Here is a 24,125-nt window from a genome sequence, read left to right as displayed (position 1 = left end):
CGGACGCCTCATGGGGCCGCGTCCTGCCCCGCGTGCGGGGCACCTACATGGAGCCCTCCCCCGCCCCGGGTCGGCCGCGCCCACCGTGTCCTCGGCGAGGGCCGACGACTCGGCGTGCAGCCGGAGTGCCAGCGGACCGGGGCCGACCGCATGGGTCCGGACCCGCACCCGCACCAGGTCTCCGTCCCGCCACAGCTCCACCCGCGCGCCACGCGGTGCGGCCGACCGGGCGGCGGCCACCGCGGCGTCCCGCGACTCCGAGCGCGCCGCCGCCCGGGCCCCGGCCTGGGCCGCGTCCTCGCAACTCAGCTGCGCGGACGCGGCCATCAGGCCCCAGATCAGCATCAGGGCGAACACGGCCAGCACCGGCAGCGCGACGGCCGCCTCCGCCGTGACGAACCCCTGATCCGACCCCATACGGGCCACCCGCACGCGAGCCGGCCCCGGTGCGCTCCGCGCGCGGAACCCGGCCCGCGCGTCCGGCCGTCCCGCCGTGAGCGGTGCCTCAGAACGGCGCATCGAGAGCCCGCCCGATCAACGATTGCAGCGCACCACTGACGGTCCCGCTCGTCACCACCTTGTAGAGCACCGCGGCGAAGGCACACGCCGCCAGCGTCCCCATCGCGTACTCGACGGTAATCCTTGCTTAGTTCTCGTGTCTCTTTGAGGTAGTCCGAGATCAGGAGAGATTCAGAAGTCTCTTGCACTACCTTGAGTCTCATTCATACCGTGCACAGCATGCATCTGATCTTCTACAGCCGAACGGGCTGGGAGCACTGGGAGCTTGGGCGTCAGCCGCTGATCCCGGAAGGCATGCCGGTCTTGATCGACGAGGACCTGGCCTTCGAGGACGACGGTGTACCCCGGCCCACGGTGGCGGCCAACCGCTGGCTGCGCGAGCTCCCTCTCAATGGGGCTCGGTCTCGAAGAACTTGGAAGAATTACGCGCAGGCTCTGCGCTGCTGGCTGGAGTTCCTGGCCAGGATCGGCGTGGATCCACTCGGGGAGCGACAGCCCTTGCGCGAGGCCCTGAGTGCATTCTCGGAGTACCGCTTCGCGGGACCGCTGGAGGCCCGCTGGGACGAGGGCACGTGGGACCAGAACATCAACACTGTGGCCCGCTTCTACGCGTGGGCTGATGACGAGGGACTCTGTACCGCTGTGCCGTTCACGTACCAGATGGTCCGGCGGTACACCGAGGCCGGCGTACAACTCGCGCGACGGAACACGGCTACGGTGCGGCGAGCGAAGCCGCACGTCACGGTGAAGTATCTGGAGAGCGACTTCCTTGAGCTGTTTCTCCGGGCGCTGGCCGGCCTGCGCCCGGACGGTGAGCCGGACTCGTTCCGCGGCCGCCACCTGGGGCGCAACGCCGCGATGGGCGCGCTGGTGCCCTCAAGCGGTCTACGGGCCCAGGAGTTCACTCATTTGCTGACGTACGAGCTGCCGGCCCTCCCGGCCCGCAGCAGCGCGGTTCCGGTCCGGTTCCCGCTGTCCGCGCAGATCACCAAGGGCAAGAAACCGCGGGAAACGTGGGCCAGTTACGCCCCCCTGGCTGACGTACACCAGTACATCGAGCTGGACCGCGCGATGCTGACGGAGGGCCGTCGGTACCGCCCCGACCCGCGCCTGGGCGAGCCGTTGGTGATCACCGAGCCGGACTGGGAGGGCGGGAAAGTCAACGGCCGCCGGGTGTCCTGGCGCAAGCTGACCTTGAAAGAGCGGCTGCGGCTGGTAACACCGGAGGGCACGCCCGCGATCATCGCGGTGCAGTCGGACGGGACCCCGTTCACCGACTGGGCGACCGTCTTCCGCCGAACTTCGCAGCGCATCCGGCGGAACTTCGAGAAGCGGTTCCCGACGGTCGGCCCCCACGTCCTGCGCCACACGTTTGCGATGGCGACTCTCGAGAAGCTGGTCAAGGGCCACTACCAGCGGGCGGCTGCCCTGGTCGCAGACGCAGGTGAAGACGCCGCGCTGTCACTGTACTTGACGAAGACGGACCCACTGATGGTGCTGCGCGATTTGCTCGGGCATTCCAGCGTGACGACCACGGAAATCTACATCCAGCGCTTGGACGTGCAGCGCATCTACCGCGAGCTCTACGACGAGGCGGGCAAGTACAGCGGCCAAGCCGTCACCGAAGCGGACGCCGAGTTCAACGACGAGGAGGATGTCACATGGTGACCCGTGTCGAGCACGCCCCACTGCGCGTCGAGTTCACGTTCCCCAACGGCACTGCTTGGACGGGAAACTTGAGCGCCACGGCGAACGAGAAGCTGGCGGAGGATCTCGCTCACGGCCTCGTTCAGATGGTGCACCCGCTAGGCCGCATCACCGCACTTCAGAGCGCGGTGATGTACACGTCGACGATCCGCCGTATGGTCGCGGAGCTGGCCGCGATGGGCTTTCACGGGTGCCTGGCGGATCTGCGCACGAGTCACGTCCTGTCGTACTGGATGTCCGTCAGCGGCAGGCGCGTCTTCCACACCCGCCGCCTGCTGGTCGGCTGCGGGGACCGCGTGGACGCGGGTATCCGGGTCTACCTGGAGGGGAAGCCCGTCAAGAGCCCACCTCGGAGCAAGCCTCTGAAGCCATACACGGACGGTGAGTGGCGGCAGATCGAGGCCGGGCTGCGGGACTATCTGCAGCAGGTCATGGCCCGTCAGCGCGAGGTCCTTGACATGGCCGCACTGGGTCCTGACAGCTCCGACCTCGGCCGGAACCGGCAGAATTTCGCGTGGTTGGTGCGGGAGCACGGGCCGCTGAAGGCCAGCGATGCCACCAGGGTTCTGGGTCTGACCGTGGACTACTTCCGCGACGGGGTCGGCGGCCAGTACCGCGCTGTGCGCAATGCGATGTACCCGCCAGTACAGGTGGCGACGGCCATGCGTCTGCTGTTCGGCGTCTACAGCGGTGTCGTCCCGGACGGGATCCGGGATCTGGGGATGGAAGATTTCACCTGGACCGGGGATCGCACGGCGCTGATGGACTACGTCAAGGGACGTCGCGGCCCGGAATCGGTGAACCTTCCTGCTCGGGCCGTGCGGCTGTTGGAGCGGTGGCTGGAGTTGTCGGAGCCGGTGCGGCGAATCGCTCCGGAGGCCATAGCCGGCGACTTGTTCGTCTTCCTGGACACCGAATTCCGCAGCACGGACGGCTCGAAGTCTCAACTGTCGGCGTTGTCCACCCGGGCCGCCCCCAAGAGCGGCAACAAGGCCCGGCGTCAGCTGGCCAAGGACCTGAACCTGCGTACGGACGCAGGAGAGCCGCTGCTGTTGCACTCGGCGCGGATCCGCACGACATACCACAACGTGCTGGGGCGGCGGGGCTGGACCGGCCGTACGAAGATCGACCCGAATCACACCGCCTCGGTGGAGGGGAGCCACTACGTCTCGTCCACGACGCCCGCCCAGGCCGAGTCGGTGGAAGCCATCATCGAGGACGCCCAGGCCGACATCCTGCGGCGCAGTCGCCCACCGATCGTTCTGAACGACGAGGAGGCCGCCGAGTTCGTCACCGAGCAGCCCGAACAGACAGCCCGCCTGGGCCTGGATGTGAAGGAAATGGCCGAGCTGCTGGGCGGCGAGATGGACGTATTCACCGCGGCCTGCGCCAACCAACTAGCCGGACTTCACGGCCCGAAGGGCAAGCCGTGTCCGGCCCGGCCGTGGGTATGCCTGCTGTGCCCGCTGGCAGTCTTTACGCCCCGGCACGCGCCCAACCTGCTGCGGCTGAAGGCCTACTTCGCCCGTCAGTCACGGCAGATGACTGTGCAGCAGTTCCTCGCGGTGTTCGGCCCGTACGCCGACCGCCTGGACCACGACATCCTGCCCCGCTTCGACGCCCGCGTGCTCGAGAAAGCGGCTGGTGAGGTGGCCGATATCGACTCCGAGCTGCCCCTGCGGCCCGAGGAAGGAACCCAGTGACCCGCGCTTCCGCCCTGATCGTCGAGAGCCCTGCCGGTCCCATCCCTCGTGAGTGGGCCCTGAAGTCCCCGTTCGCGGGTCTGGACGTGTGCTGCGAGGCCGGTTGGGACATGTGGCCGGACGGTCCCCGTCCCGTGTTCGACGAGGACTTCTGGGACCTGTCGGGGGTGAAGTTCCCCAAGGGGGTGCGGAGCAACGTCAAGCGCCTGGACTTCACCGGCATCACCAACCCGGCCCTACGGCTGACCGCCAAGGAGTACGTGTTCGCGTTGGTCGTCCCGGACCATGAGCGTGTCCTGGCTCTGCCGGGAGCCCGGCGGGACCCGTACAAGCCGGAGTCGGCGTTCAACTTCTGCGTGCAGTTGGTGCGGTGGATGAACTTCGTGACCGACCAGGGCATGTCATCGCTGTGTGAGGTGATGCAGGAACACTGCGAGGTGTACCGGGAGTTCCGCTCGCACCGAAGCCGCAAGCGCCGGCAGGGAAGCGGGCCGATCACTCCGGGCACCATGCTGACGATACTGCGGCCGGTGGTGGATCTGGCCGCCTACCGTGAGCTGTTCACGGTGGATGCCTACCGACCAGGTTTCACGCCGTGGGAGGGGCACACCGTCAGCGAGGTCGCGGGCTGGGAGACCTATGCCCTGTCTTCGACACCGCCGGTGACGGAGGAGGTCTTCCAGCCCACCGTGGCCGCCGCCCTGTATCTGGTAGAGACCCTCGGGCCGCTGGTGGCCGAGGAGCTCGAGCGTCTGTTGGAGGCTCGGGCGAGCAAGGGCGGGCAGAGCCTGCGGGAGATCACGTCGAAACACCGGGCCGCCGTCACGGCCGCCCTTGACCGGCTTGTTCTGGAGCAGGTGCCGCTGCTGGCGGTCGATGCCCGCCAGGTCACCCGGCGCATCAAGCGAGGCTGGAGGCCCGACGATCCGCTGCTGCACGTCGACGTCGGAGACTTCTTCAGCAAGGCGACCCGCTCCCGATACGTGAGGATTGCTGACCACCTGGTCGAGGATCTTCGCCCGCTCCTGGAGCCCGCGGTGGCCAAAGCGGGGGTCGCAGGCGCGTTCGGCCGGGAGGCATCACGGGTGCCCAGCGCTGACGACTCGCAACATTTGGTGCCGTGGACGCTTGCGTTGACTGGGGACGAGGTGCGGAGCCTGCAGTTCGTTCTGCTGGCGGCCTGCCGGGTCCTGGTCGCGGCCCTGAGCGGCATGCGGGCCGGGGAACTGGACGAGTTGACGGCCGACTCCCCTCAGCCGCCAGTCACCGTCTCTGGCGGCACCCAGCGCTTCAAGCTGAGCAGCAAACTGATCAAGGGGCAGGAGTTTGGCGGCGTCGCCGAGGAATGGGTGGTGCTTGAACCGGCCTGGCGGGCGGTGAAGCTCGCCGCCCGCCTGAACCAGGATCGGGACGGTCAGCGGGCCTTCGCCCGCTCGCCTACGGACTTCCTGCACAAGAAGCTGCGGGAGTGGGTCAACAGCCCCGCCGGCCAGCGGCTCGGCCTGGCACCGATCCCGGCCGGACCGGTGAACGGACGAATGCTGCGGCGGACGCTGGCTCTATCACTGGCCCACCGCCCCGGCGGGCTGCTGGCCGCGAAGATCCACCTCAAGCACGTCTCCGTGGTCACCACCGAGGGCTATGCGAACCGGCCCGGGGGCTCCCAGGGCAACCTGCTGGCCGAGGTGGAACGGGAACAGGAAAAAAGCCACTTGAAGCTCACGAAGGAGGCCTTCGCGGACTACCGCGCGGGCCGCATGCCGACGGGCCCCGGGGCCCGCGAGCTGATCAAAGCATTCGAGCACATCGACGCCCAGATCAAGGACCACGAGCCAGGCACCGCGGCCGTGCTGGAGGCAGAGCGGCGGCTGGAGAACCTGCTGCGGCAACAGTCCAAGCACCTGCATCTGCAGACCGCGAACTACTGCTGGTTCCGCGACCCGCACAAGGCCCTGTGCCTGAAGCTGGCGGGCACCCCGGACGCGACGAAGCCGCTGGGCGGGATGTGCGACTCCGCTCGCTGCCCGCAGGCCACCCACCATCCCTGTCACCTGCCTGTTTGGCAGAGCCAGGTCGGCACCGGCAAGGTCTTCCTGGCCAACCCGCGCTTCCCCAAAGGCGAGAAGAGGCGGCTTGAGCCAGAGGTGGAGCGGGCGGAACGGGTGGTGGACGAGATCATGACGGCGGCCGGTACATCGGACGGAGGCGAGTGACATGCCACGGATCAGTGACGCGGACCGTGCCCGCAATGAGGAAGCGATCCGCGCGGCGATGGGCCGGCTGCTGCGGGGCGAACTCCCGGTTGGCGGCAAATGCGATCTGAAGGCCCTGGCCGCCGAAGCGGGAGTGACCCGTACCAGCTTCTACCCGAAGAAGAACCGCGACGGCACCACCCGCCCCGGCCCTTACCAGCACCTGGGCGAGGAGTTCGAGCGTCGTCTGAAGGCCCAGCGCGACGCGGGCGAGGCCCCTGACCCCCGGGCCGCTCAGATCGAACGTCTCAAGGCCCAGGTCGCCGAGCTCAAGGAACGGGTCGCGAAACGGGACGAAGCACTGGCCGAGCTCACCGCGTTCAAGACCCTTGCCGTCTCCCGGCTCACGGCCCAGCACGAGGAGATCGAGCGTCTACGGGAACAGGAAGCCGCGGCCGGCAACGTCCGTCGCCTGCCCGCCGCCAGCAGCGGGACGGCCCCCTACGGCTCGTGCAGTTGAGGCAACCCGAAGGACTACCCCACTACGACAACTACGAGTCCATCAAGGTCTCCAACTGGCAAGATCCTACGCAAGGACGACAACCGCCGCACGAGCGGCGTCTGGGGGCAACCATGGGCTTGTTCGGCAAGTTGCTGAGCAGCATCGGAGGCGGCTCGCGGCGGTCGTGTCCCGACTGCCGGGAAGACTTGTGGGCTGGCTCAGGAGAGCTTTCGGGCCGGTACGAATGCCACAACGACAGTTGCAATGGGTGGCGTGTCTACTTCAATGAAGGCGGCACGCTCGTTGACCCGCCGAACCGTGGCAAGAGCAGCGGCGGTCGCACATGTCGGTGGTGTCAGTCGGCGCTCTCGGCTGGAACGAGCTGCCTCTCCATGAAGAGGGCAGCAACTCACACGCCTACATCGTCTGCCCGTCCTGCTCGCAGGAGAACATCCAGTACGGCTTCGGTGAGGAGGACTACTAGGAACCGTTCGACTGTCTCAAGGCACTTGGTGTCTCAGCGGATTCGAACGCTCGCCGATCCCGCCGGCCTGCTCGTACTGCCTCAGGAGTGCATCATAGAGTTATCGATCCGTTACAGAAGGCAGCCCCGTGAGTCGAGATCGGTGCGCCGCCCGCTTGGACACAGCTAGGCATCCGCCAGGTCGCTGCCTGGTTGGTCGAGGCCGAGACGCGAAGGCCGACCAAGCGGGCAGCGCTAACGAAGGACCAGCGGCCCCGTCTGACACGGAAGTCGATCTCAACCGCCGATGCCCCAAGTTTCGCCAGCTTGCCCCAGACTGTGTCTAGCTCAAGGATGACCAGGGGGAGGAGACACCGAGCGTGGCAGGTACGGCACCCGGCGGTTCGATAGCGGTTCTCAAACACCTACACGAGTACCTAGATCACCACTTTCGGACGCTTCACGAACATCGCCAAGCACTGCAGCCAGCGGCGCCCGTCTTTACGTTGGAACACGATCTCAACGGTGATGACCTCGAATTGCTCTCGAGTGCAGTCGGTGGAGCTCTCGCGGAGGGTTTCGACATTCGCCACCGCGCCCAATGGTTGCCCTTCATTGTGCATGCCGCAGAGATCGGCTACCTATATACGGGAGACGAGTACTGGCCGCTGTTCGCCCAGAAGACTCCTGGCTGGGATTGCGGACCCCAGTGGAAGATCAACAGCAATCGCGCGCTTATCAAAAGATGGTTCAAGCAGTTCGCGGCCGAATATGGCGGGATCGAACCCGAGGGGGCCTTTGCCACGAACTTCAACATCATCGCTTGGCCGATTACGCATGCCATCATGCCAGTCGATTTGCAACGCCAGATGGCTCAGCTGCTGTCTGAGGCCCGTGCGGTACTGACGTCTGAGATGCTTGATGACCCCAACATTCTGGGCGCCTGCCTGGCAGCCCGCACCAGCAGATACAGTGACCGTTTTCAAAAACTTTGCTACAACCAGAGCTTGCTCGGCCATATCGCCGCGGCCCTACTTTCAGGCGACGATGAAGGATCTCCATATCTAGTGAAATCGACACTAGTTCGCTTGGTCGCCGATTTGACGAAAGAGAATGAGTCACGAACCTGGTTGGCGCAGGCTCGACGCTCTGCCCATTCAGTCCGCTCACGAGGCTTCCTACCCACAAGTACGACCCAAAGGACCGCTCAACGCGACCAGCCCCTCTCCACCGTCACCAACCCGAAGCTTCTCCTGCGACAGGAGAACGACGGATGGCATCTACATCTGGAACTACCTGATCTCTCGGCTCTTCAAACTGAAAACAACCAGGTCGTCGAGGAACTTCGAAAACGACGACCGAAGATCGAAGGTCGCCGCCAACCTCTGCCAAGAGGAGCACTTCTGTATCCGGGTAGAAAACCACTGCCCACATGGCCCCGTCCAGAAATACCCATCATTCAACTGGAGCAGGGCTTAACAGAGGTTAACGAGCTGATCGCAAGGCGCTGCACCATAACCCAAGGCCCATGGTGGGTTTTCCGCAAGCAGCCCGGAGGGCTAGCCACTGAGGTCAAGGGAAGGTTTATCCGACCAGGCCGAGAATATATCTTGGTCGGACGTGCGGGAAGTAAGCCCCCAACACTTCTCTGGGTGACGGAAGCATCGGTTCTTACCGATGGGGTCCATGCTTTTGATGTGACAACACCACCTGTCATCAGTGAGGAGGAAATCATTCAGCTTGCTACAGCGGGCCTGTCGGTGGTGTCGGACGTATCGATTCAGCCTGTCGGCCTCACTCCGGCGTACTGGGACGGGGAAGGCTCTGTCGAGTGCCTCGCTGGAGAACCAGTGATGCTCGAAGTTAGGTCTGCTCAGGCTACGGAGAAATGCTCCGTGAGGGTAAACGGCGGGATTCCGTTTTTACTCGAATGGCCTACGGGAAGTCAGCAGTTGACATTTGCCCTGGAAGACCTCGCCGTAGGCGCCCACGAGGTGCACGTCGCACTGCTGACCGCAGGCACAGGTATGCCTTTTACAAGCGGTTCACTCTCCGTCACCATTCGCGACCCCCATCCAAACCTTGAGGCAGCAACAGCGGGAACAGGTATCCGCCTGTTCGCAACTCCAGCCCGCCCGAAGCTAACCGAAATCTGGGATGGCCGTGCAAGCCTCTCAGTAAACGGCCCCACGGCCATGAAAGCTCAGCTAACAATCGTTCTACGGGACGACAACGGCAGGGAACTAGTACGGCATCAAAACGGAATCTCTCTCCCCTTTAGCGACGACGCATGGAAAAGGCTCGTAGCTCAAGAATTCCGTACGGGAAAATGGTCCAACGCATACAACAAGGCCGAATCCTGCGAGGTTTCCGTTTCCCGAAGCGGAACAGGATTCGCATTCCTGACCTGTGAACGCGGCTTCCATCCACTCCGTTGGGTTCTCACTAAGCAGCGCAACGGTGAGTACGAAGCGTACCTTATTGACCGCACAGACGGCGCTGATACTGAAGTGCTCCTATTTCCTGTAGAGAACCCCTTGAATGGCGAGCAGCGGGACGCAGGAAGGCCGGTTGCCGCTCCAGTAAATGGTGGAATGATACGGGCCACATCAGGCAACGTGACTGCCGCCATTATTCTCCCACCTGATCCCAACCGGCTGCGCCAAAATCCGAGCAACCGCCCGATCGTTCACTACGCGGACAATTCACTGCCCGAAGTGCAGCGACTTATCTTTGGCCACCACCACTGGAGCGATGCCGATCTGTCGGCCGACCCATTCTCCCACCGTCAGCAGCAGTTGGTTCTCGATACCATCACAACAGCACTTGTGTCCCTCATAGCCGGGACGAGGTGGGCTCACCTGGAACAAAAGCGTGCACGCCTTAACTCTCATGCGCAAACCGGCATGCTGGACGAGATGGAGAAACTTGTAGGTGCGGCCACGGCACAGCGTGCTGTGGCCCGACACATCGCCAGCCGCCTCTGGCAGTGGGTGGACTCGCCGCTCGCTCTGCGGGAAGGGTTCAAGGATGCGATTGATGCCATCTCAGTAAATAGTGGTTTCGACGACTCTCGCACCGCGGCAAAATTTCTCTTGCTTCTTGCTAGTAGGCCCGGCTCTTTGGCTGCTTGCGATGAGGCCGAACTAGACATGATGCTGAGGTACGTGATGAGCTCCCCTGTACTTATTCGGGCGGCTCGATTCGCGGTACTGGGCACTGAGGATATTCGAGAGGAACCAGAGCAGCCAAGCATCAGGGGTGACCAGTGAAAGTGACAGCACTCAGCATCCAGGAGGTCGCAGAACGCGCTGTTCACGCGCTTTGCTTGGACGAGACAACCACTGATTTATTCTCTGCAGAGGCGCTCTCCGCTTCGCTCCGCCGCTCCGCCTCTTTCCTGTGTCCGGCAAGTCCGCGCCGGCTAGTGGACGCAGTGCTTGAGGCCCTCTGTCCACTAGATGAGCTATCCCTGATGGCTCGTCACCACATTTCAGCACAGTTGGACCTTCTGCTGTCGGTCGGTGACCTGATCGAACTTCCTAGCCATGGTGATGGCAAGGGTCGGCAGATCTACCTGGCCCCACCCTCGTATGTAGAGAAGGCGCCCGGGCGGTACTTGTTGCTCGGTGTGCGGCCCAACGGTGCACCGCTCGTAGACGAGGCACTAGGAGCGGAGGTGCATCACGAGGGCCATACACGGTTCCTCGAACTCGATGTCGAGGACGCCCCCACCCGCCTACAGGCCGCCCACCTGCATAAGATTCCTCGCGACCACTGGCTCCAGCGACCTGGGGAGCAGCATGCGACCGCAGTCGTCGCTCTAATGCGTCAGCGCTTGGATGGAGCGGGAGAGTCTGGCCAGGTCGATGGCCTGAAGATCATCGATCCTGAGGCGTCTGTTCTCTACTACCGAGGTCGCTGGCGGCCGATCGTAAGCGGGGACTCCGGAGACTTCGTTGCCCGCCGCCCGCAGGCCTACGGTGCTGACTTGTGGTGCTTTGTCCGCGTTGAACATGGCGTCCCTCGCGCATTGGTGGACCTGCCTATTGATGACCTCGCTACAGCTGGCTGCGACGAGGCGTGGCGCACGCAGGCAGCCATAGATGCCTCGAGGGGCACACCGCAGGCCATGCACGTACACCTCACTCCGGGAAGAGCCGACGATCTACGTCTAGACCTGTTCAGCCCTGTCCCTGGGTGGGCGCAGCGCTACCTCGAGCTCGTAGGGACCCCCGTCTCGCGGGCACGGGGGGCCTTGGTCTCGTACCGGGTACCGATGTCGGCGATCGGTCAGTTGTCGGTGTTCTTCACTGACATGCTATGGATGCACGTCAGCGAAGAGGGAGGGGTGGCGTGACATTGGAAGCGCCGACGATCGCGGGAACGATCAGCAAGATTCAGGCAGCCCTACGGGACTACATCGAGGCGACCTATCACGTCGGGCATCCCACTGTGGTCGATCAGCGTCGCGCGGTGCTGGAGCAGGAGGGTGTGCTGTTTCAGGCCCCCTTCATCGAAAGCACTCCTCGCTACCAGCCGGGCCAGCGCTTCGGTGACCTTGAACTCGACGACGCCGTCCAAGACCTCTTCGGGAGCCTGTCAACTCAAACCGGCGGCCTGAAGCCCCTGTTGTACGACCCGCCCTACACCCATCAGGCTGAGGCTCTGGAGTGGACTGCTCGGGACGGCCGCAGTTTGGCGGTCACAACCGGGACGGGCTCCGGCAAGACCGAGTCGTTTCTCCTGCCGATGCTGGCGAAGCTTGCGACAGAGGCCGCGCACAGACCCACCTCGTTCACAGTTCCGGCTGTGCGATCTTTGATCCTCTATCCGATGAACGCGCTGGTGAACGACCAGTTGGGCCGGCTTCGGCTCCTGCTCAGCGATCCACGCGTTACCGCCAAGTTCAGCGAGTGGGCCGGCCGCCCGGCACGCTTCGCCCGGTACACCAGCCGAACGCTGTATCCAGGCGTGCGCCAGGTCAAGAAGGATCAGACCCGCCTGCGCTCGATCGAAGACTTCTACATCAATCTGATCGACCTCAAGAACGAATCCTCTACGCCTGGCCATGACGAAGCGTCAGCTCTCATCAAGGAGTTGGAAGCGCGAGGCAAGTGGCCAGCAAAGCCAGATCTCAAGGCGTGGTATGGCAAGAGTGGCGCTCGGTGGAAGAACAACGCCGATGAGTTCGTGCGCGCCGTCCTCCGCCCCGAAGATCCAGAACTTCTGACACGCCACGAAGTACTGGAGGAACCCCCGGACGCTCTGATCACCAACTACTCGATGCTCGAGTACATGCTCATGCGTCCGCTCGAGCGGCCCGTGTTCGATGCGACGCGAGCCTGGTTGGCAGACAACCCCGATGAGAAGTTCCTTCTGATCATTGATGAGGCTCACATGTACCGCGGTGCCGCTGGCGCCGAGGTCGCACTCCTGCTGCGCCGCCTTCGCGCCAGGCTTGGGATCCCTGCCGAGCGACTCCAGGTGATCTGCACGAGTGCCAGCTTCAAGAGCCCCGAGTATGCCCGTCAGTTCGCCGCGCAGTTGAGCGGCAAGTCCGAAGCTGACTTCAAGAGTGTGCAGGGCAAGCTCCAGCTACGGGAATCTGCCAGCGCGGGGAGCCTGCATGATGCTCACGCTCTAGCCGCAGTGCCCTTGCATGACTTCTATGAGGGCGAAAGTGATGGAGCCCGCATCGCTGCCGTACGAGGCCTTCTGAACTACTGCGCCGTGGACGGGGCTGGGAGCACAACGGCCGGCGAGCTGTTGCACGATGCCCTCAATGCCTTCGGTCCGATGAATCTCCTCATCAACGAGACCATGAAGCAGGCACAGCCAGTCAATGAGCTGGGCGCGCTCATTTTCCCAACAGCACCAACGGAACTCGCTGATAGAGCCGTTTCGGCCCTCGTCGCCTTGGGCAGCGCAGCACGGCGATCGGCAGACAGTGCGGGACTCTTGCCTTGCCGTGTTCATGCGTTCTTCCGCGGCCTTCCCGGTCTCTGGGCTTGCCTTGATCCGGAATGTTCTGAAGTCGATCGAGAAGCCTATCCGCAGCCAGGTCCAGTGGGTCAGCTGTATGCACAGCCCAGAGCAGCTTGTACCTGTGGCACCAGAGTCTTCGAACTGTACACCTGTCGACACTGCGGCTCCTCCTACGCGCGGGCTTACACCGACGACCTCGCTTCCCCGTCCTATCTGTGGCACGAACCTGGGGGAGCCTTCCAGTCAGCGTACGGTTCCATTCCGGAACTTCACGCACTCGACCTGCTACTAGAGGATCGCTACGAGGACAACGTTGAAATCGCTGACCTCGATCTGGTCACCGGCAGACTCAATCCGGAAAAAATCGGTCCTCGCATCCGCAGCGTCTTCATCCCGCGCTTTCGAAGCGGAGAGGCGGTAAAGGGTGATGATGACCACGAGGCCGAGGCAAACGGGGAGTTCAAGCCCTGCGGTGTCTGTGGAAAGACCGCGAACTTCGGACGGTCGTCTGTACAGGATCACCAAACCAAGGGAGACCAGCCGTTCCAGGCTTTGGTGACGCGTCAGATCGAGGTCCAGCCGCCCAGCAGTAAGCCGAACACCGACTTCGCACCGTTGCGTGGACGCAAAGTGCTCGTGTTCTCCGACTCTCGGCAGGTTGCCGCCCGGATTGCGCCCAATCTGCAAAATTACTCAATGCGCGACGTAATGCGACCTCTGATCTTGCGCGGGTGGCAGGAGCTGGATAAACCGCCCCTTAATCGCCAGCTTAGTTTGGGCCGACTTTATCTGGCAGCAATGGTTGGCGCACGCCTGCTGTCGGTCAGGCTTCGCCCGGAGCTGCGGCCGGCGGAGTCGCTCGAGGCTTTGGACAACGTCACAAAAGCCATCGACAATGGTGCACTCGACGGAAATTACGGCGAGTTGATGGACCTATTCGGCATCACGGATCCGCCACCACACTCGCTCATGCGGACGATGTACGCAACGCTGACAGATAAATATCGCGGATTGACGCCTCTAGGGTTGGCCTCCCTACGCGAGCCTCCGGCCAAATCGGCAGAGTTGCTCGCAGCGCTTCCCGACATCGAAGGCATTGCAACCGGCGAATCGTCCAAACTGGCCCTCGTACGACTGTGGCTTATGCAATGGATGAACCCCGGGATCTGGTTCTCGTCGATGGCCGACGGAGAGTGGCTGCAGACAGAGGGCGGCATCCACCCGCATTCAGGAAAATTCCAACCATTCGATCGATGGCTTCATTCGAGAGAATCGAAGAAGAAGTTCAACGATAGCTGGCTGCCCACCTTGCTTCGGCACTTCTGCGAGAGAGTTGGCGGAAAGTTTCGACTGTCAGCTTCGAAGATCTATCTGGATCTTAGTGAAGAGTGGGGGTACTGCGAACGCTGTCGCTTCACTCAGCGACCCATTCCCGGCACCACTCGGTGTGTCAGCTGCCGAGCTCCGCGGGTCCGCGTACTCGACCCCAAAACGGACTCGGTCTTTCAAGCGCGTATGGGCTACTACCGTGCCAGCGCCGCCAGAGCACTGCGTGACCCGGCCGAGTTGCCGATGAGCATCATCGCCGCAGAGCACACGGCACAGCTCAATGCCGCACAGTCAGATGCGGTCTTCTCCAAAGCGGAAGAGCACGAGCTGTTGTTCCAGGATGTCAACCTTGGCTTGCCTGGATCAGGGGATCAGCAGAAACGCGCTGCCATCGATGTTCTGTCCTGCACGACCACTATGGAAGTGGGCATCGACATTGGCAACCTTTCTGGTGTAGCGCTGCGTAATATGCCGCCTTCGCGCGCGAACTACCAGCAGCGTGCCGGTCGGGCGGGACGTCGGGGTAACGCTGTCGCCACAGTGCTGGCTTTTGGAAGCGCCGACACTCACGATGACCACTACTTCCGTCAACCGGATCTGATGATCCGGGGGGATGTTGATGACCCAGTACTGACGATGAACAATGACGAAATCACGCGGCGTCATGTCATCGCGTACCTGCTGCAGCGCTACCATCAAGACCGCCTGCCGCAAATCAAGCCCGAGGATCAACCGCAACTTTTCGCGGTCCTAGGACGCGTTAGTGATTTCACGGGAACAACCTCTCCGCTAAACCGAACTGACCTGGAAGAGTGGCTGAAGGCCAACGAAGATTCTCTCCGGGATGAAGTTTCAGGGTGGCTCCCGGAAGAGCTGAGCCAGGAGAGCCGAGGGGCTCTCCTTCAAGGAATCGTGACCAGGACCCTCGCTGAGATCGACGAGGCTCTCGACATCGATCTAGACGAGGAAACCGCGACGTCCTCCGAAGTGGACGCCTCGACTGAGACCGAAGAGGATGATGTCGAGGAGATTTCTGATGCCGCGGAGGAGCCAAACGTCCGACGAGGTCAGAAGAATCTTCTTGATCGGCTACTTTACAAGGGAGTGCTGCCTCGCTACGCCTTTCCCACGGATGTCGTCGCATTCTACGTATTCGATCTGCACCGATCGACGCCGTTCAGACCAGCGTTTGACTATGCGCCCAGCCAGGGGCTTGCTGCCGCGCTCAGCCAATACGCGCCGGGAAAGGTGGTGTGGATAGACAGCAAAGAATGGACTTCCGGAGCCATTTACGCGCCGGTCCAGGAAACACGCCACCAAGCTTGGCGGGACAGGGTTCTCTACTTCGAGTGCAAGGTCTGCCGTTACGCCAATTACTTCTCTTACCAAGAAGCCAAACGCGGCGAAACGCGCGATTGTCCGGCCTGTCGCACCGAGAATTCTTTTGGCGAGGCAAAGAACTGGATGCGCCCTCCAGGGTTTGCGCATCCGGCCAGGAAAGATCCCGGCACCAGCCCTGACAAGCCACCAGCCCGCAGTTACGCCACACGCGCCAAACTCATGGCACCTGGGCCGACTGAGGAGAGCGCCTGGCAGCAAGTTACGGAGCGGCTGGCACAGCACTACCGCCGCGAGACACTGCTTGTAACCAACACTGGCCCCCGTAGCGAGGGATACACGTATTGTGTAAGTTGCGGTCTCATTGAGCCGACAGCGACTCCCTCAGGTGTGGTGGGGGGAACACACAAGAAGCCCTACCCCGATGAGAAGGAGCCGGATTGTCCCGGTGGTCGTTCGACCCGCGGCCTAGTTCTGGGAACCGACTTCATCTCTGACGTTCTCTTGGTCCGTCTGAAGGTGGAATCACCCGTCACGCTCAAGCCCGCGTACCTATCTACGCATATCGCACTGCGCACAATCGCTGAGGCGCTGACTATTGCCGCAACCAGGAAGCTTGGCATCGAGGCAGCAGAGCTACAAGCGGAGTATCGTCCGGCGCTCAACACCCGCGGCGGCGAAGGTCTTGAGGCCGAGATCTACCTGTACGACACACTCGCTGGCGGCGCCGGCTTCACCCGCCGGGTCCATGACCACGGGATGGAGATCTTTGAGCAGACGCTGGAACTGCTCGAGAACTGTCCGGAGGACTGCGACGAGTCCTGCTACCGCTGCCTGCGCAGCTTCCGCAATCGCTTCGAGCACAACCTACTAGACCGTCGTGTCGGTGCCGGCCTGCTGCGTTACCTGATCAATGAAACGCCGCCAACTCTGGACTCGGAGCGGCTCGCACGATCGGCCGACAAACTCTATGAAGACCTCGCCAGCCGAGACATCGACGGTGTCTCATTCGAGCCGCACAAAGAGGTCGACGTTGCAGGTGTCGGTGTGGTTACTGCCCCCATCCTTGCAACGCGAGGCGACCAGCAGTGGCTCTTCGGCGTGCATAGTCCTCTCACTCCTGACGTCGCGTCCACCGAGAGGCTGCAGGATGCCAAAGATAGTGGCGGAGCAGTTCGCCTAATCGACGACCTGGTCATTTCTCGCAATCTGCCATTCGCGACACAGCTCGTCCTTCAAGCGCTGCAGTGAGCTCAAAGCCGACCCGATTGGGCGATGATGGGAAGAGGTTGCTGCTACCTCTGCTGACCGCCTATTAGGCAAGAAGATGATGGCCTGCATCATGATGATCAGGCCATTATCAGGTCGCTGTCGGCAATGGGGTCGGGCTCAAAGGGGGCGCGTTCAGAACGCGCAGAGCTTGCCGAGCGCAGCGTTTCTTCTGGCTCTCACAAATTACTCTGGCCGCCGACGAAGGGACATCAGGAGGGGGAATATGCCCGAAGCTGGCATCAAAAGGGAGATGGATGAAGAAGATCTCGCAGAAGGCCAGGTGCCGATCACGGCACTCCAGGAACACTTTAGTGTTTCATTTACGCGAATGGTTGCCTATGCAGCGGGCTGCTCGATAAAGCCGCACGAGACTGATTACGAGGGTGTCGATATTACGATCGTCTCCTCGACAGAGTACCGTGGCTACTACGGCCCACAGTTCGAACTTCAACTGAAGTGCACCTATCAGGAGAGTTTGCTCAAAGATGACAGCATGACTTGGAAAATGAAGGCTAATCCGTTTCAGAAGCTGACTCGTAAGAAACGGTATATTCCTGCCTACCTCGGCGTGCTCCTCATCCCACGCGAGCCAGAGCCATGGGTTCGCGCTAATGAGTACGGTCTGTTCACAGGTAGCCGAATGTTCTGGGAGTCGGCGGAAAATCTGAGACATGATGGCCCGATTAAAGATCACCACACTGTCCACTTGCCTCGTCGGAATCTATTCACAGGCGAGCAGCTTTTGGGCATCATGAAGTCAATCGGCGATGCTGAGGGAGGTCTGAGGTGACCCGATCCGCGCTTGATAGTTACCGTGAGGTTGCGTCCGCACTAACGCCTTCCGCCGTCTCCCAATTCTTGGCTTCGCATGATTGGGAGCTCGAGCTGCAACAGCCGAAGGTCCGTGAGGTCTGGCGCTACGCTGCGAGTCCCTTGGCCACCGCACCTCGTGTCATGATTCCACTCGCCACTGACTTCGCAGATTTCACACCACGCTTCGTGGATGCGCTGGAGTCACTCGCACACATCCATGATTGGGACGCTGGGAAGCTTTTGGAGCGCGTGATCGCGGCACGCGCAGATCTCTTTTTCGTGCGCCTCGATCAAGAGATGATGGACGGCACGATTCCGTTCCAGCAGGCTGAAAAGACGCTGCAGGCGCTCCTCAAGATGATGAAGGCGGCTGCAACTACTGCGGCTGACCCTCATCACTCACATAGAGGGCGTCGGCCAGCTGCGGTGAATGATTTCCTCGATGAAGATGTGAGGCTTGGTCATACTAAGCGCGGCAGCTTCGTGTTCACTATTGTGTCCCGTCTAGGGGAAGCTGATCCTCCGCCCATGGACGGTCGGGAGCAACCCACTATTTCGTTCTCTCGTCATGTCATGGAAACCCTGGCTAGAGGGCTTGAGAGCACGAAACGTCTGACGCAGACATGGAGTCAAGAGGCCTTCGCATCCCCGAGCAGCTTGGGGCTCAGTGCTGGGCTAGTGGAGTCGCTCGAAGAAATGTCGCGGCCCGAGCATCTTCGTTCGCTTGACTTGTCTTTCGAATGGGCAGCAGCTGAACGTAAGCCAGATGTGGGTTTGGCAACCATTGTGCTGGACCGAGATTTGATCGCTGAGCTCCCGAGTGTTCGAGAGCAGCTCGTGAGAGGCGAAGAGCCCGTGCGGCGTGAAACCCTGATTGGGTCTGTGAAGTCGCTCGTACGAGATGAATCGACACCCAGTGAGGAGGAGGCGGGTACCGCAATCGTCGTAGCGGAGATTAACGGGAAGACTCTGCGCGTCCATGTTCCGCTGGCAGGAGAGGATCATGGTTGGGCAATTATGGCTTACGAGCAGCGACTTCCTTTTACTGTCACGGGAGACCTGGCTTACGAGCGTCGCGCTTGGCGTCTATCTGGTCACATCGAAGTCGACTCAAGCTTCCTGCGCCACCGTATGGGTCCCGGAACACCTGAATCGGACCAACCCTAATGGGCCGAGCACGTGACCGTGTCTGGGCCCCAGGTTGCAATATCGAACGTGACGTGGTGGGCGGTTTGGGCCCCAGTCCTGTTACAGCTGCTGGGGCTCGGCGGGTAAATTCAATTACGTATTGATGGGCAGCATTTCCTCGCCGATGGGTGGCATTCCGTCTCCAACGGGTAGCGGTACCCGGGCGCCGTGCTGGACTGGACGGACGAGCCGATGGACACGCATGGATTCAAGGACATCTTGGCGTGCCGCTCTCGGTCGACACCAGCGCTCGAGCCACCAGTTGCCGACCCTTGCGTCTGCCTCTGGCAGGTCGGGGTCGAGCAAGTACTCCGGTTCCTCGTCGATACCGAGGGAGTAGTTCCGCAGATTTTCGACCAGCGGAACACCGTAGAGGATGCGTTCACGCCCGTGCCTGAGGAGTTCGTTGGCGGGCCATCCGAGTGCGGCGATTCCTAGCCTCACTTTGCGTAGACGGGGGCTTACTCCCTCACCGAACAGGTTGTTGACCCGAACGCGCGACCCGCGCAGCGTGGAAAGCCGGACGAGAGTGTCGACGGTCTCGCTGGAGAAGTGGGAGGTTCCGAAGGAGCGCGACCGTCCAAGTTCATGGAACCCCATCCGGGCGTCGCTCTTGCCCCCCATGACCTCTGCAGGCCAGAACAGCCGGTTGTATTGGCTTGAGCCAGTGCCGTAGAGCGACGTGGTTCCGATGAATGAGAGGCGGGGTTCCCGGAGGATTGGGCGGCCGGCCATCGCGGAGGCGATCTCGCTCGGACGTGCGTACTTCTGGCGGTAAGCAGTCAGTACCCGGGGCGAGACGGCCAGCGCCCCCACAAGCTTCCCTGCCGTGAGTGTGTTGTAGGGCGCCACGGCGCCGCAGACGGTGAGGTCGGCGATGACGGTGCCGACCCTCTCCCCTCGTGCGCGGCGTACCACGCGACGCATCTGCGTTCGCGCCTTCGAGTCCGAGAAGGCTTTGGCGAGTCCTTCTGCCGTGGGCGGGGAGAGATAGGCGCCCAGCAAAGTGGCGATCTCCAAGGTCTCGGAGAGCGCCAAGGAGCGCTTGCTTCTAAATAGATCTGTCGTAGCCCGATTCACCCAGGCATCGCGGTCAATGTTGCGGACTTCGCCGATGGTGCTGGCCTGGTGGTGGCGCTGACGATGCCGTTCAGCATCAGCCCGTAGCCGGGAGATGACCTCTGGTGTGGGTGATGTCAGGTCAGTCGGTTGAAGGATTCCATCCCGCAGAAGATCATCGACATAGATCTCTTCCTGCTGAGTGTTGATCCGCTGGGCCAGCCAAGAGGCGATGTCAGCGGTGGGATCCGCTCGTACCTGCTCAAGGAACTGATCGGTATCCCAGCCCATCCAGTGGTCACGCTCGGCAATCTGGACCACTGGGCTGGAGATAGCCGCCAGTCCGATCACGGCATGGAACTCGGTGGCTGCATCGCGGATCAAGATCGGCATCGAGCGACCGGGTACGGTCGCGTACGCGTTAGACCAAGTGTGGCGAAAGTAACGCCAGATGTCGTGAAGCTTGAAGCCGGTCAGCTCGCAAGTTGAGGAGTCGACGACCTGAACGTACGGGTTGATGACATCTGTGCACGCCCCTGTGCGCTGTAGCGCGTCCGCCAGCTCTCGGCCATCGCGCATCAAGTTAAAGATGGAGACCAACTGGTCGCCATGCTGGTGCGTGCGCTCCATGCTTTCGACAAAACGTCGGACGCTGCTCTGCCTGAGCTGCTCATCGCGACGCAGATGCTCCTGACGTCGGATCCGAGCCTTCTCCTCCTCACGGTCATGGCTCGCCAATGGCGGGGTGAAGATGTGCCCGGACTTTTGGGTCTGGATCGTCCAGCCTTGATCTACCAGGTCGATGGCTGTGTGAGCAGCTGCTGCGAGAAGCGGCTGCTCGTACAGCTTCTTGATCTTGGCTGCGTTGATCCACTGATCGTGACCGTTGACGTCCGCGGAGCCGGCAGGGCCCTCAGCAAGCAGGGCGCAGAGGCGGTTGAACGCTTGCCGTTCCTGGCGAGAGGCGTCGGCGGGTAGGCTGAGGACAACTGGCTTGGCCTCTTCATTCATGACTTCTGGAGCATCCGTCCGTAGGTTTTGCTCCATACTCGCAGGAGATCGTCGCAGTTTTGGCCGTCGCGGAGCAGGAGAGTCGTGGTACGGGCGAAGGACAGGACGAACAGTTCGAGTGCAGTACGCAGATCTCTTCCTGCCTCGTCGCTCAGCGTCTGGAGGGGGCGGTACAGCGCAGCGAAGGCTGGATGGTCAACGTTGAGCGTGACGTCGAGCGTGCGCCGCTTCAGGGCCGAGGTGAACATCGTCTCGACCGGAAGCTGCTTGGATTCGATCCGGTAACTGAGGGCACCTGAGCCCTTTCCAGCTGACCGTATGACGGGCAGGTCAACGTCCGCGGCCTCCGCTATCCGGCATGATGCCTCTGTTGCGGCTTGGAACTTGACCTCCTCGAAGGCTTGGCGCACGCGTGAGCCAAGCAGCCGGGCGATCGACTCCAGCTCCGGCCCAAGGGCCTCTTGAAGTTCCTGCGATGGTCGGATGCCCTGCTTGTTCACGGTGATGCCGAAGTGCTCATCCAGGACGGGGTCGAAGTCGATCTCGCAGCGCCACCAGTCATCATAGTTCTCCTTGCGCTTCGCGCCCATGAGATGCCAACCACTCGCGATCTCCCGGCCAGCACGAAGGATGGAGACGCCGGCTCCACCAACGATGCCCGTGCGCCGCTTAGTCGCGTTGTCCAGATGATGCCAGTGGTGAACCGGCAGCATCGCGAAGCGCACCGTGACGAAAGCGGTCTCACCCGACGAAGCGGCAAGTTCATAGCGGAGCGGCTCGAAGGCCAGTCGCGCGCTGTGCCCCTCGACTTGCGTCGTGAGGAACATGGGATCGATTGGATCGACCCGCTTTCCATTGATGGTCAGGCTGAGTCTGTCATCGCCCAGGAAGCGGCGGTACAGGCGTCCGAGATCCCGACGTAGGGCCCGCTCGAGCCAGGCAAGGCGGCGGTACTCGATACGGTCGCAGTTCCGCCACACCACTCGACACCCCGAGCCCACCGTGCTGCCAGGTTGACGGCGAGGGCGCAGATCAACTGGAATTCCGGTGGAAACCGCATCGACATCCAAAGTGACCCGGTTTGCACTCCGACCGTTCTGCCAAGAGGTCACTTCGATGTGCCGAGCCTGGCTGAGTGACGCAGCAGGCAGCCCCATACCGAAGCGACCGAACGATCGCCGCCCATCGAAGCGGGACGAGCCACCGAAACGGAGGCAGGCCTCGATTCCGGAGCGGGTCATACCTTCGCCGTTGTCCTCAACTTGAATCTCCGGATCATCGCCGGCCTTAGCCCGCGTGATCGTGATCGCGACTTGGTCCGCTGCCGCTTGGATTGAGTTGTCGACGAGTTCTGCGAGTGCGGTCGAGAGGCTGACGTAGCCCGACTCGCGGACCGCTCGGATGAAGTTGGAGGCGACCAGGAGGTCGTCCTTACGGTGCGTCTGTTGGCCCATCCCCGCTCCCTGACTTGCTCAGATGCCTGCGTCGAGAGTAGCTGCATCGAGGCGGCCTGGGAAGTAGATCATTTCGGCGCGACAGGGGTCATGCGGACCTGGCCGCGATTGAGACCGTGATCCGCTTGGTCCGGGCTGGTTCACTCAGGTCCAGCCCTGATCCGTCGGCCATCAGCAGGCGCACGGTGGGTCGACTGACCCCCGCAACGGGTCTGTACGCCTGTGCGTTCTCAAGCGGGACGACTCGACCGGTGCGCTGAAGATCGAACGTAATGACATGGCTGACGGTGTCGATGCTGATACTGCGGTTGAGGATACCCACTGCTGTCACTGCCTCCCCCACCAGCGCTTCCGGAGGCGGCGAGAAGGTCTTGAGCGAGTTGATGCCGAGCACCTGGAGCGCGGCAATCTTCTGTCCCGTGAGGCGCTCTAGCAGGGTCATGATCTCTGCGGGCGACTGGATGGTGGTCATGTGAGCATCATGGCTGATGAAGAAGTGGAGGAGGTCCGAGTCTGTCGGCTACGACCTCAAGGATCCTGTGCGGGGCGTCTCTCGCGAGAGAAACTTCTACTTTCGCGGAGATTCGCGGGCAGCAGCCAGATCACTGAGGGACCCGGACACGCTCATCTGGCCCCATGGGCCGCCGGGGACGGCGAACCTGCGGCAGAAGCCAGTCCAGGCGGCCCAGCCAAAACAGTGTTGGACACGACGGCGGCTTGTGCCGTTGTCGCGGCACAAGCACCGCAGGCGTCGGCGAGCCGCCACACCTGCCCACCGCACTCACGGCCCAGCAGCAGGCGGATGGGCGGCGCACCCGCGGTGGCGGCGGTGTCAACGGCAGCCGCGCTCAGCAGCGCCGCCGATCGGGCTGATGGCACAGCCACCGGCCGGCCGCTCAGAAGTCGCATAAGCCCATATCACTCCTTCCTGATCCCGTGCTGCTCCCTCCTCCTCTCCGACTGGGGAGCCGCCGCGGTAGTGCAGCCCCCTGCCCTCCCGCTGTCGCGACGACGCCGGGAATCAGGGCAGAGGCCTGCACCGACAGGGCAGGCCTCTGCACCTCCGGATGGACGGGTGACGATCTTTCCACCCGACCCGGATCTCAACGCGCTACGGCCGGAGCTGGCGCCTCTGCCGGCCGCGCGTGGGTGGAGCTACGACGAGTTGGCGGCCCGCGGCGGCCTGGCGAGACGCGCTGTGATTGAAATCAAGGTAGAACGCACCATCGGTGCGCTCAAGACTTGGCATGCACTCGCACACGCCCTAGACACGCGGTTCGACGAACTCTTCGACGTCGACGCCCTCTGCCACGAGCACGCCCGACCCGGAGTCGCCGTGGAGTGACCCGGGTCACCGACACCGGCGGCAAATCACCCGAACCGGCAACGCTACATCGAATGTAAGATCGATTATTCGCACTACTGTCGCCCCACTTTGATCCGCCTGGGGGATCAGCTGACCCAGGTGCTGCCCATACGGCGTGTTGGCTGAGAGCTTCGCCCGCATGTGCTCTTTGCATCCTCCTCCGACCGTGAAAATCGGCAACGAGTTTCCTCAGCCGCAAGGCATCGACATTGGCAGAAACG

The 24,125-nt window shown here is 62.4% G+C and carries 15 protein-coding genes; 10 read left to right on the top strand and 5 right to left on the bottom strand.

Features of this window, described 5'->3' with window-relative positions; translation table 11 throughout:
• The coding region (locus SSOG_RS53845) for a TadE family type IV pilus minor pilin (RefSeq protein WP_425385430.1) at positions 1-417 on the bottom strand (417 nt) is incomplete at its 3' end.
• Between the two features lie 88 nt (positions 418-505).
• Positions 506-640 (bottom strand): DUF4244 domain-containing protein, encoded by a 135-nt coding sequence (locus tag SSOG_RS48835; RefSeq protein ID WP_106516449.1) that lies wholly within the window; start codon positions 638-640, stop codon positions 506-508.
• Positions 641-738: 98 nt separating this feature from the next.
• Here SSOG_RS48835 and SSOG_RS23725 point away from each other — a divergent pair, with 98 nt between their 5' ends.
• The 9 genes from SSOG_RS23725 (at position 739) to SSOG_RS48825 (ending at position 18,993) form a co-directional block, all read left to right on the top strand.
• Positions 739-2,187, top strand: a complete 1,449-nt coding sequence (locus tag SSOG_RS23725) for a site-specific integrase (protein ID WP_009716785.1) — start codon at positions 739-741, stop codon at positions 2,185-2,187.
• Positions 2,181-3,929 carry a hypothetical protein gene (locus SSOG_RS23720; protein WP_009716784.1) on the top strand — a complete coding sequence of 583 codons (1,749 nt, stop codon included), beginning with the start codon at positions 2,181-2,183 and terminating at the stop codon, positions 3,927-3,929. Before SSOG_RS23725 ends, SSOG_RS23720 begins: the two co-directional genes overlap by 7 nt.
• A gap of 134 nt (positions 3,930-4,063) precedes the next feature.
• Positions 4,064-6,142, top strand: a complete 2,079-nt coding sequence (locus SSOG_RS23715; protein WP_154685976.1) for a hypothetical protein — start codon at positions 4,064-4,066, stop codon at positions 6,140-6,142.
• Position 6,143: 1 nt separating this feature from the next.
• Positions 6,144-6,641 carry a hypothetical protein gene (locus SSOG_RS23710; RefSeq protein WP_009716782.1) on the top strand — a complete coding sequence of 166 codons (498 nt, stop codon included), beginning with the start codon at positions 6,144-6,146 and terminating at the stop codon, positions 6,639-6,641.
• Positions 6,642-6,966: 325 nt separating this feature from the next.
• Positions 6,967-7,107, top strand: a complete 141-nt coding sequence (locus tag SSOG_RS53840; protein ID WP_167542509.1) for a hypothetical protein — start codon at positions 6,967-6,969, stop codon at positions 7,105-7,107.
• A gap of 359 nt (positions 7,108-7,466) precedes the next feature.
• Positions 7,467-10,358 (top strand): hypothetical protein, encoded by a 2,892-nt coding sequence (locus SSOG_RS52530; protein ID WP_009716781.1) that lies wholly within the window; start codon positions 7,467-7,469, stop codon positions 10,356-10,358.
• A gap of 1,084 nt (positions 10,359-11,442) precedes the next feature.
• Complete coding sequence (locus tag SSOG_RS23700) at positions 11,443-16,992, top strand: DEAD/DEAH box helicase (RefSeq protein WP_039938528.1); 5,550 nt, start codon at positions 11,443-11,445, stop codon at positions 16,990-16,992.
• A 244-nt stretch (positions 16,993-17,236) separates the two neighbouring features.
• Positions 17,237-17,803 carry a DUF4365 domain-containing protein gene (locus SSOG_RS48830; protein ID WP_078510384.1) on the top strand — a complete coding sequence of 189 codons (567 nt, stop codon included), beginning with the start codon at positions 17,237-17,239 and terminating at the stop codon, positions 17,801-17,803.
• 143 nt (positions 17,804-17,946) lie between these two features.
• Positions 17,947-18,993: a hypothetical protein gene (locus tag SSOG_RS48825; protein WP_245606363.1), complete on the top strand. Its 1,047-nt coding sequence runs from the start codon at positions 17,947-17,949 to the stop codon at positions 18,991-18,993.
• A 114-nt stretch (positions 18,994-19,107) separates the two neighbouring features.
• On the opposite strand, the gene SSOG_RS23690 is transcribed toward SSOG_RS48825, so the two are convergent.
• The 3 genes from SSOG_RS23690 to SSOG_RS23680 form a co-directional block, all read right to left on the bottom strand.
• The gene (locus SSOG_RS23690; RefSeq protein ID WP_039938524.1) at positions 19,108-21,084 is read right to left on the bottom strand and encodes a Druantia anti-phage system protein DruA; all 1,977 of its coding nucleotides are present in this window, start codon (positions 21,082-21,084) and stop codon (positions 19,108-19,110) included.
• Positions 21,081-22,538, bottom strand: a complete 1,458-nt coding sequence (locus SSOG_RS23685) for an ATP-binding protein (RefSeq protein ID WP_009716776.1) — start codon at positions 22,536-22,538, stop codon at positions 21,081-21,083. The genes SSOG_RS23690 and SSOG_RS23685 overlap by 4 nt, the downstream gene beginning before the upstream one ends.
• 88 nt (positions 22,539-22,626) lie before the next feature.
• Positions 22,627-23,010, bottom strand: a complete 384-nt coding sequence (locus tag SSOG_RS23680; protein ID WP_039938522.1) for a hypothetical protein — start codon at positions 23,008-23,010, stop codon at positions 22,627-22,629.
• 603 nt (positions 23,011-23,613) lie between these two features.
• Here SSOG_RS23680 and SSOG_RS23675 point away from each other — a divergent pair.
• Entirely contained in the window at positions 23,614-23,883 is a 270-nt protein-coding gene (locus tag SSOG_RS23675) for a helix-turn-helix transcriptional regulator (RefSeq protein WP_039938520.1), read from the top strand.
• Positions 23,884-24,125 lie beyond the last annotated feature (242 nt).

Origin of the sequence: Streptomyces himastatinicus ATCC 53653, assembly GCF_000158915.1 — a bacterium.
GTDB lineage: Bacteria > Actinomycetota > Actinomycetes > Streptomycetales > Streptomycetaceae > Streptomyces > Streptomyces himastatinicus.
The sequence above is the reverse complement of the archived record's forward strand: the minus strand, read 5'-3'. Positions and strand labels throughout refer to the sequence as shown.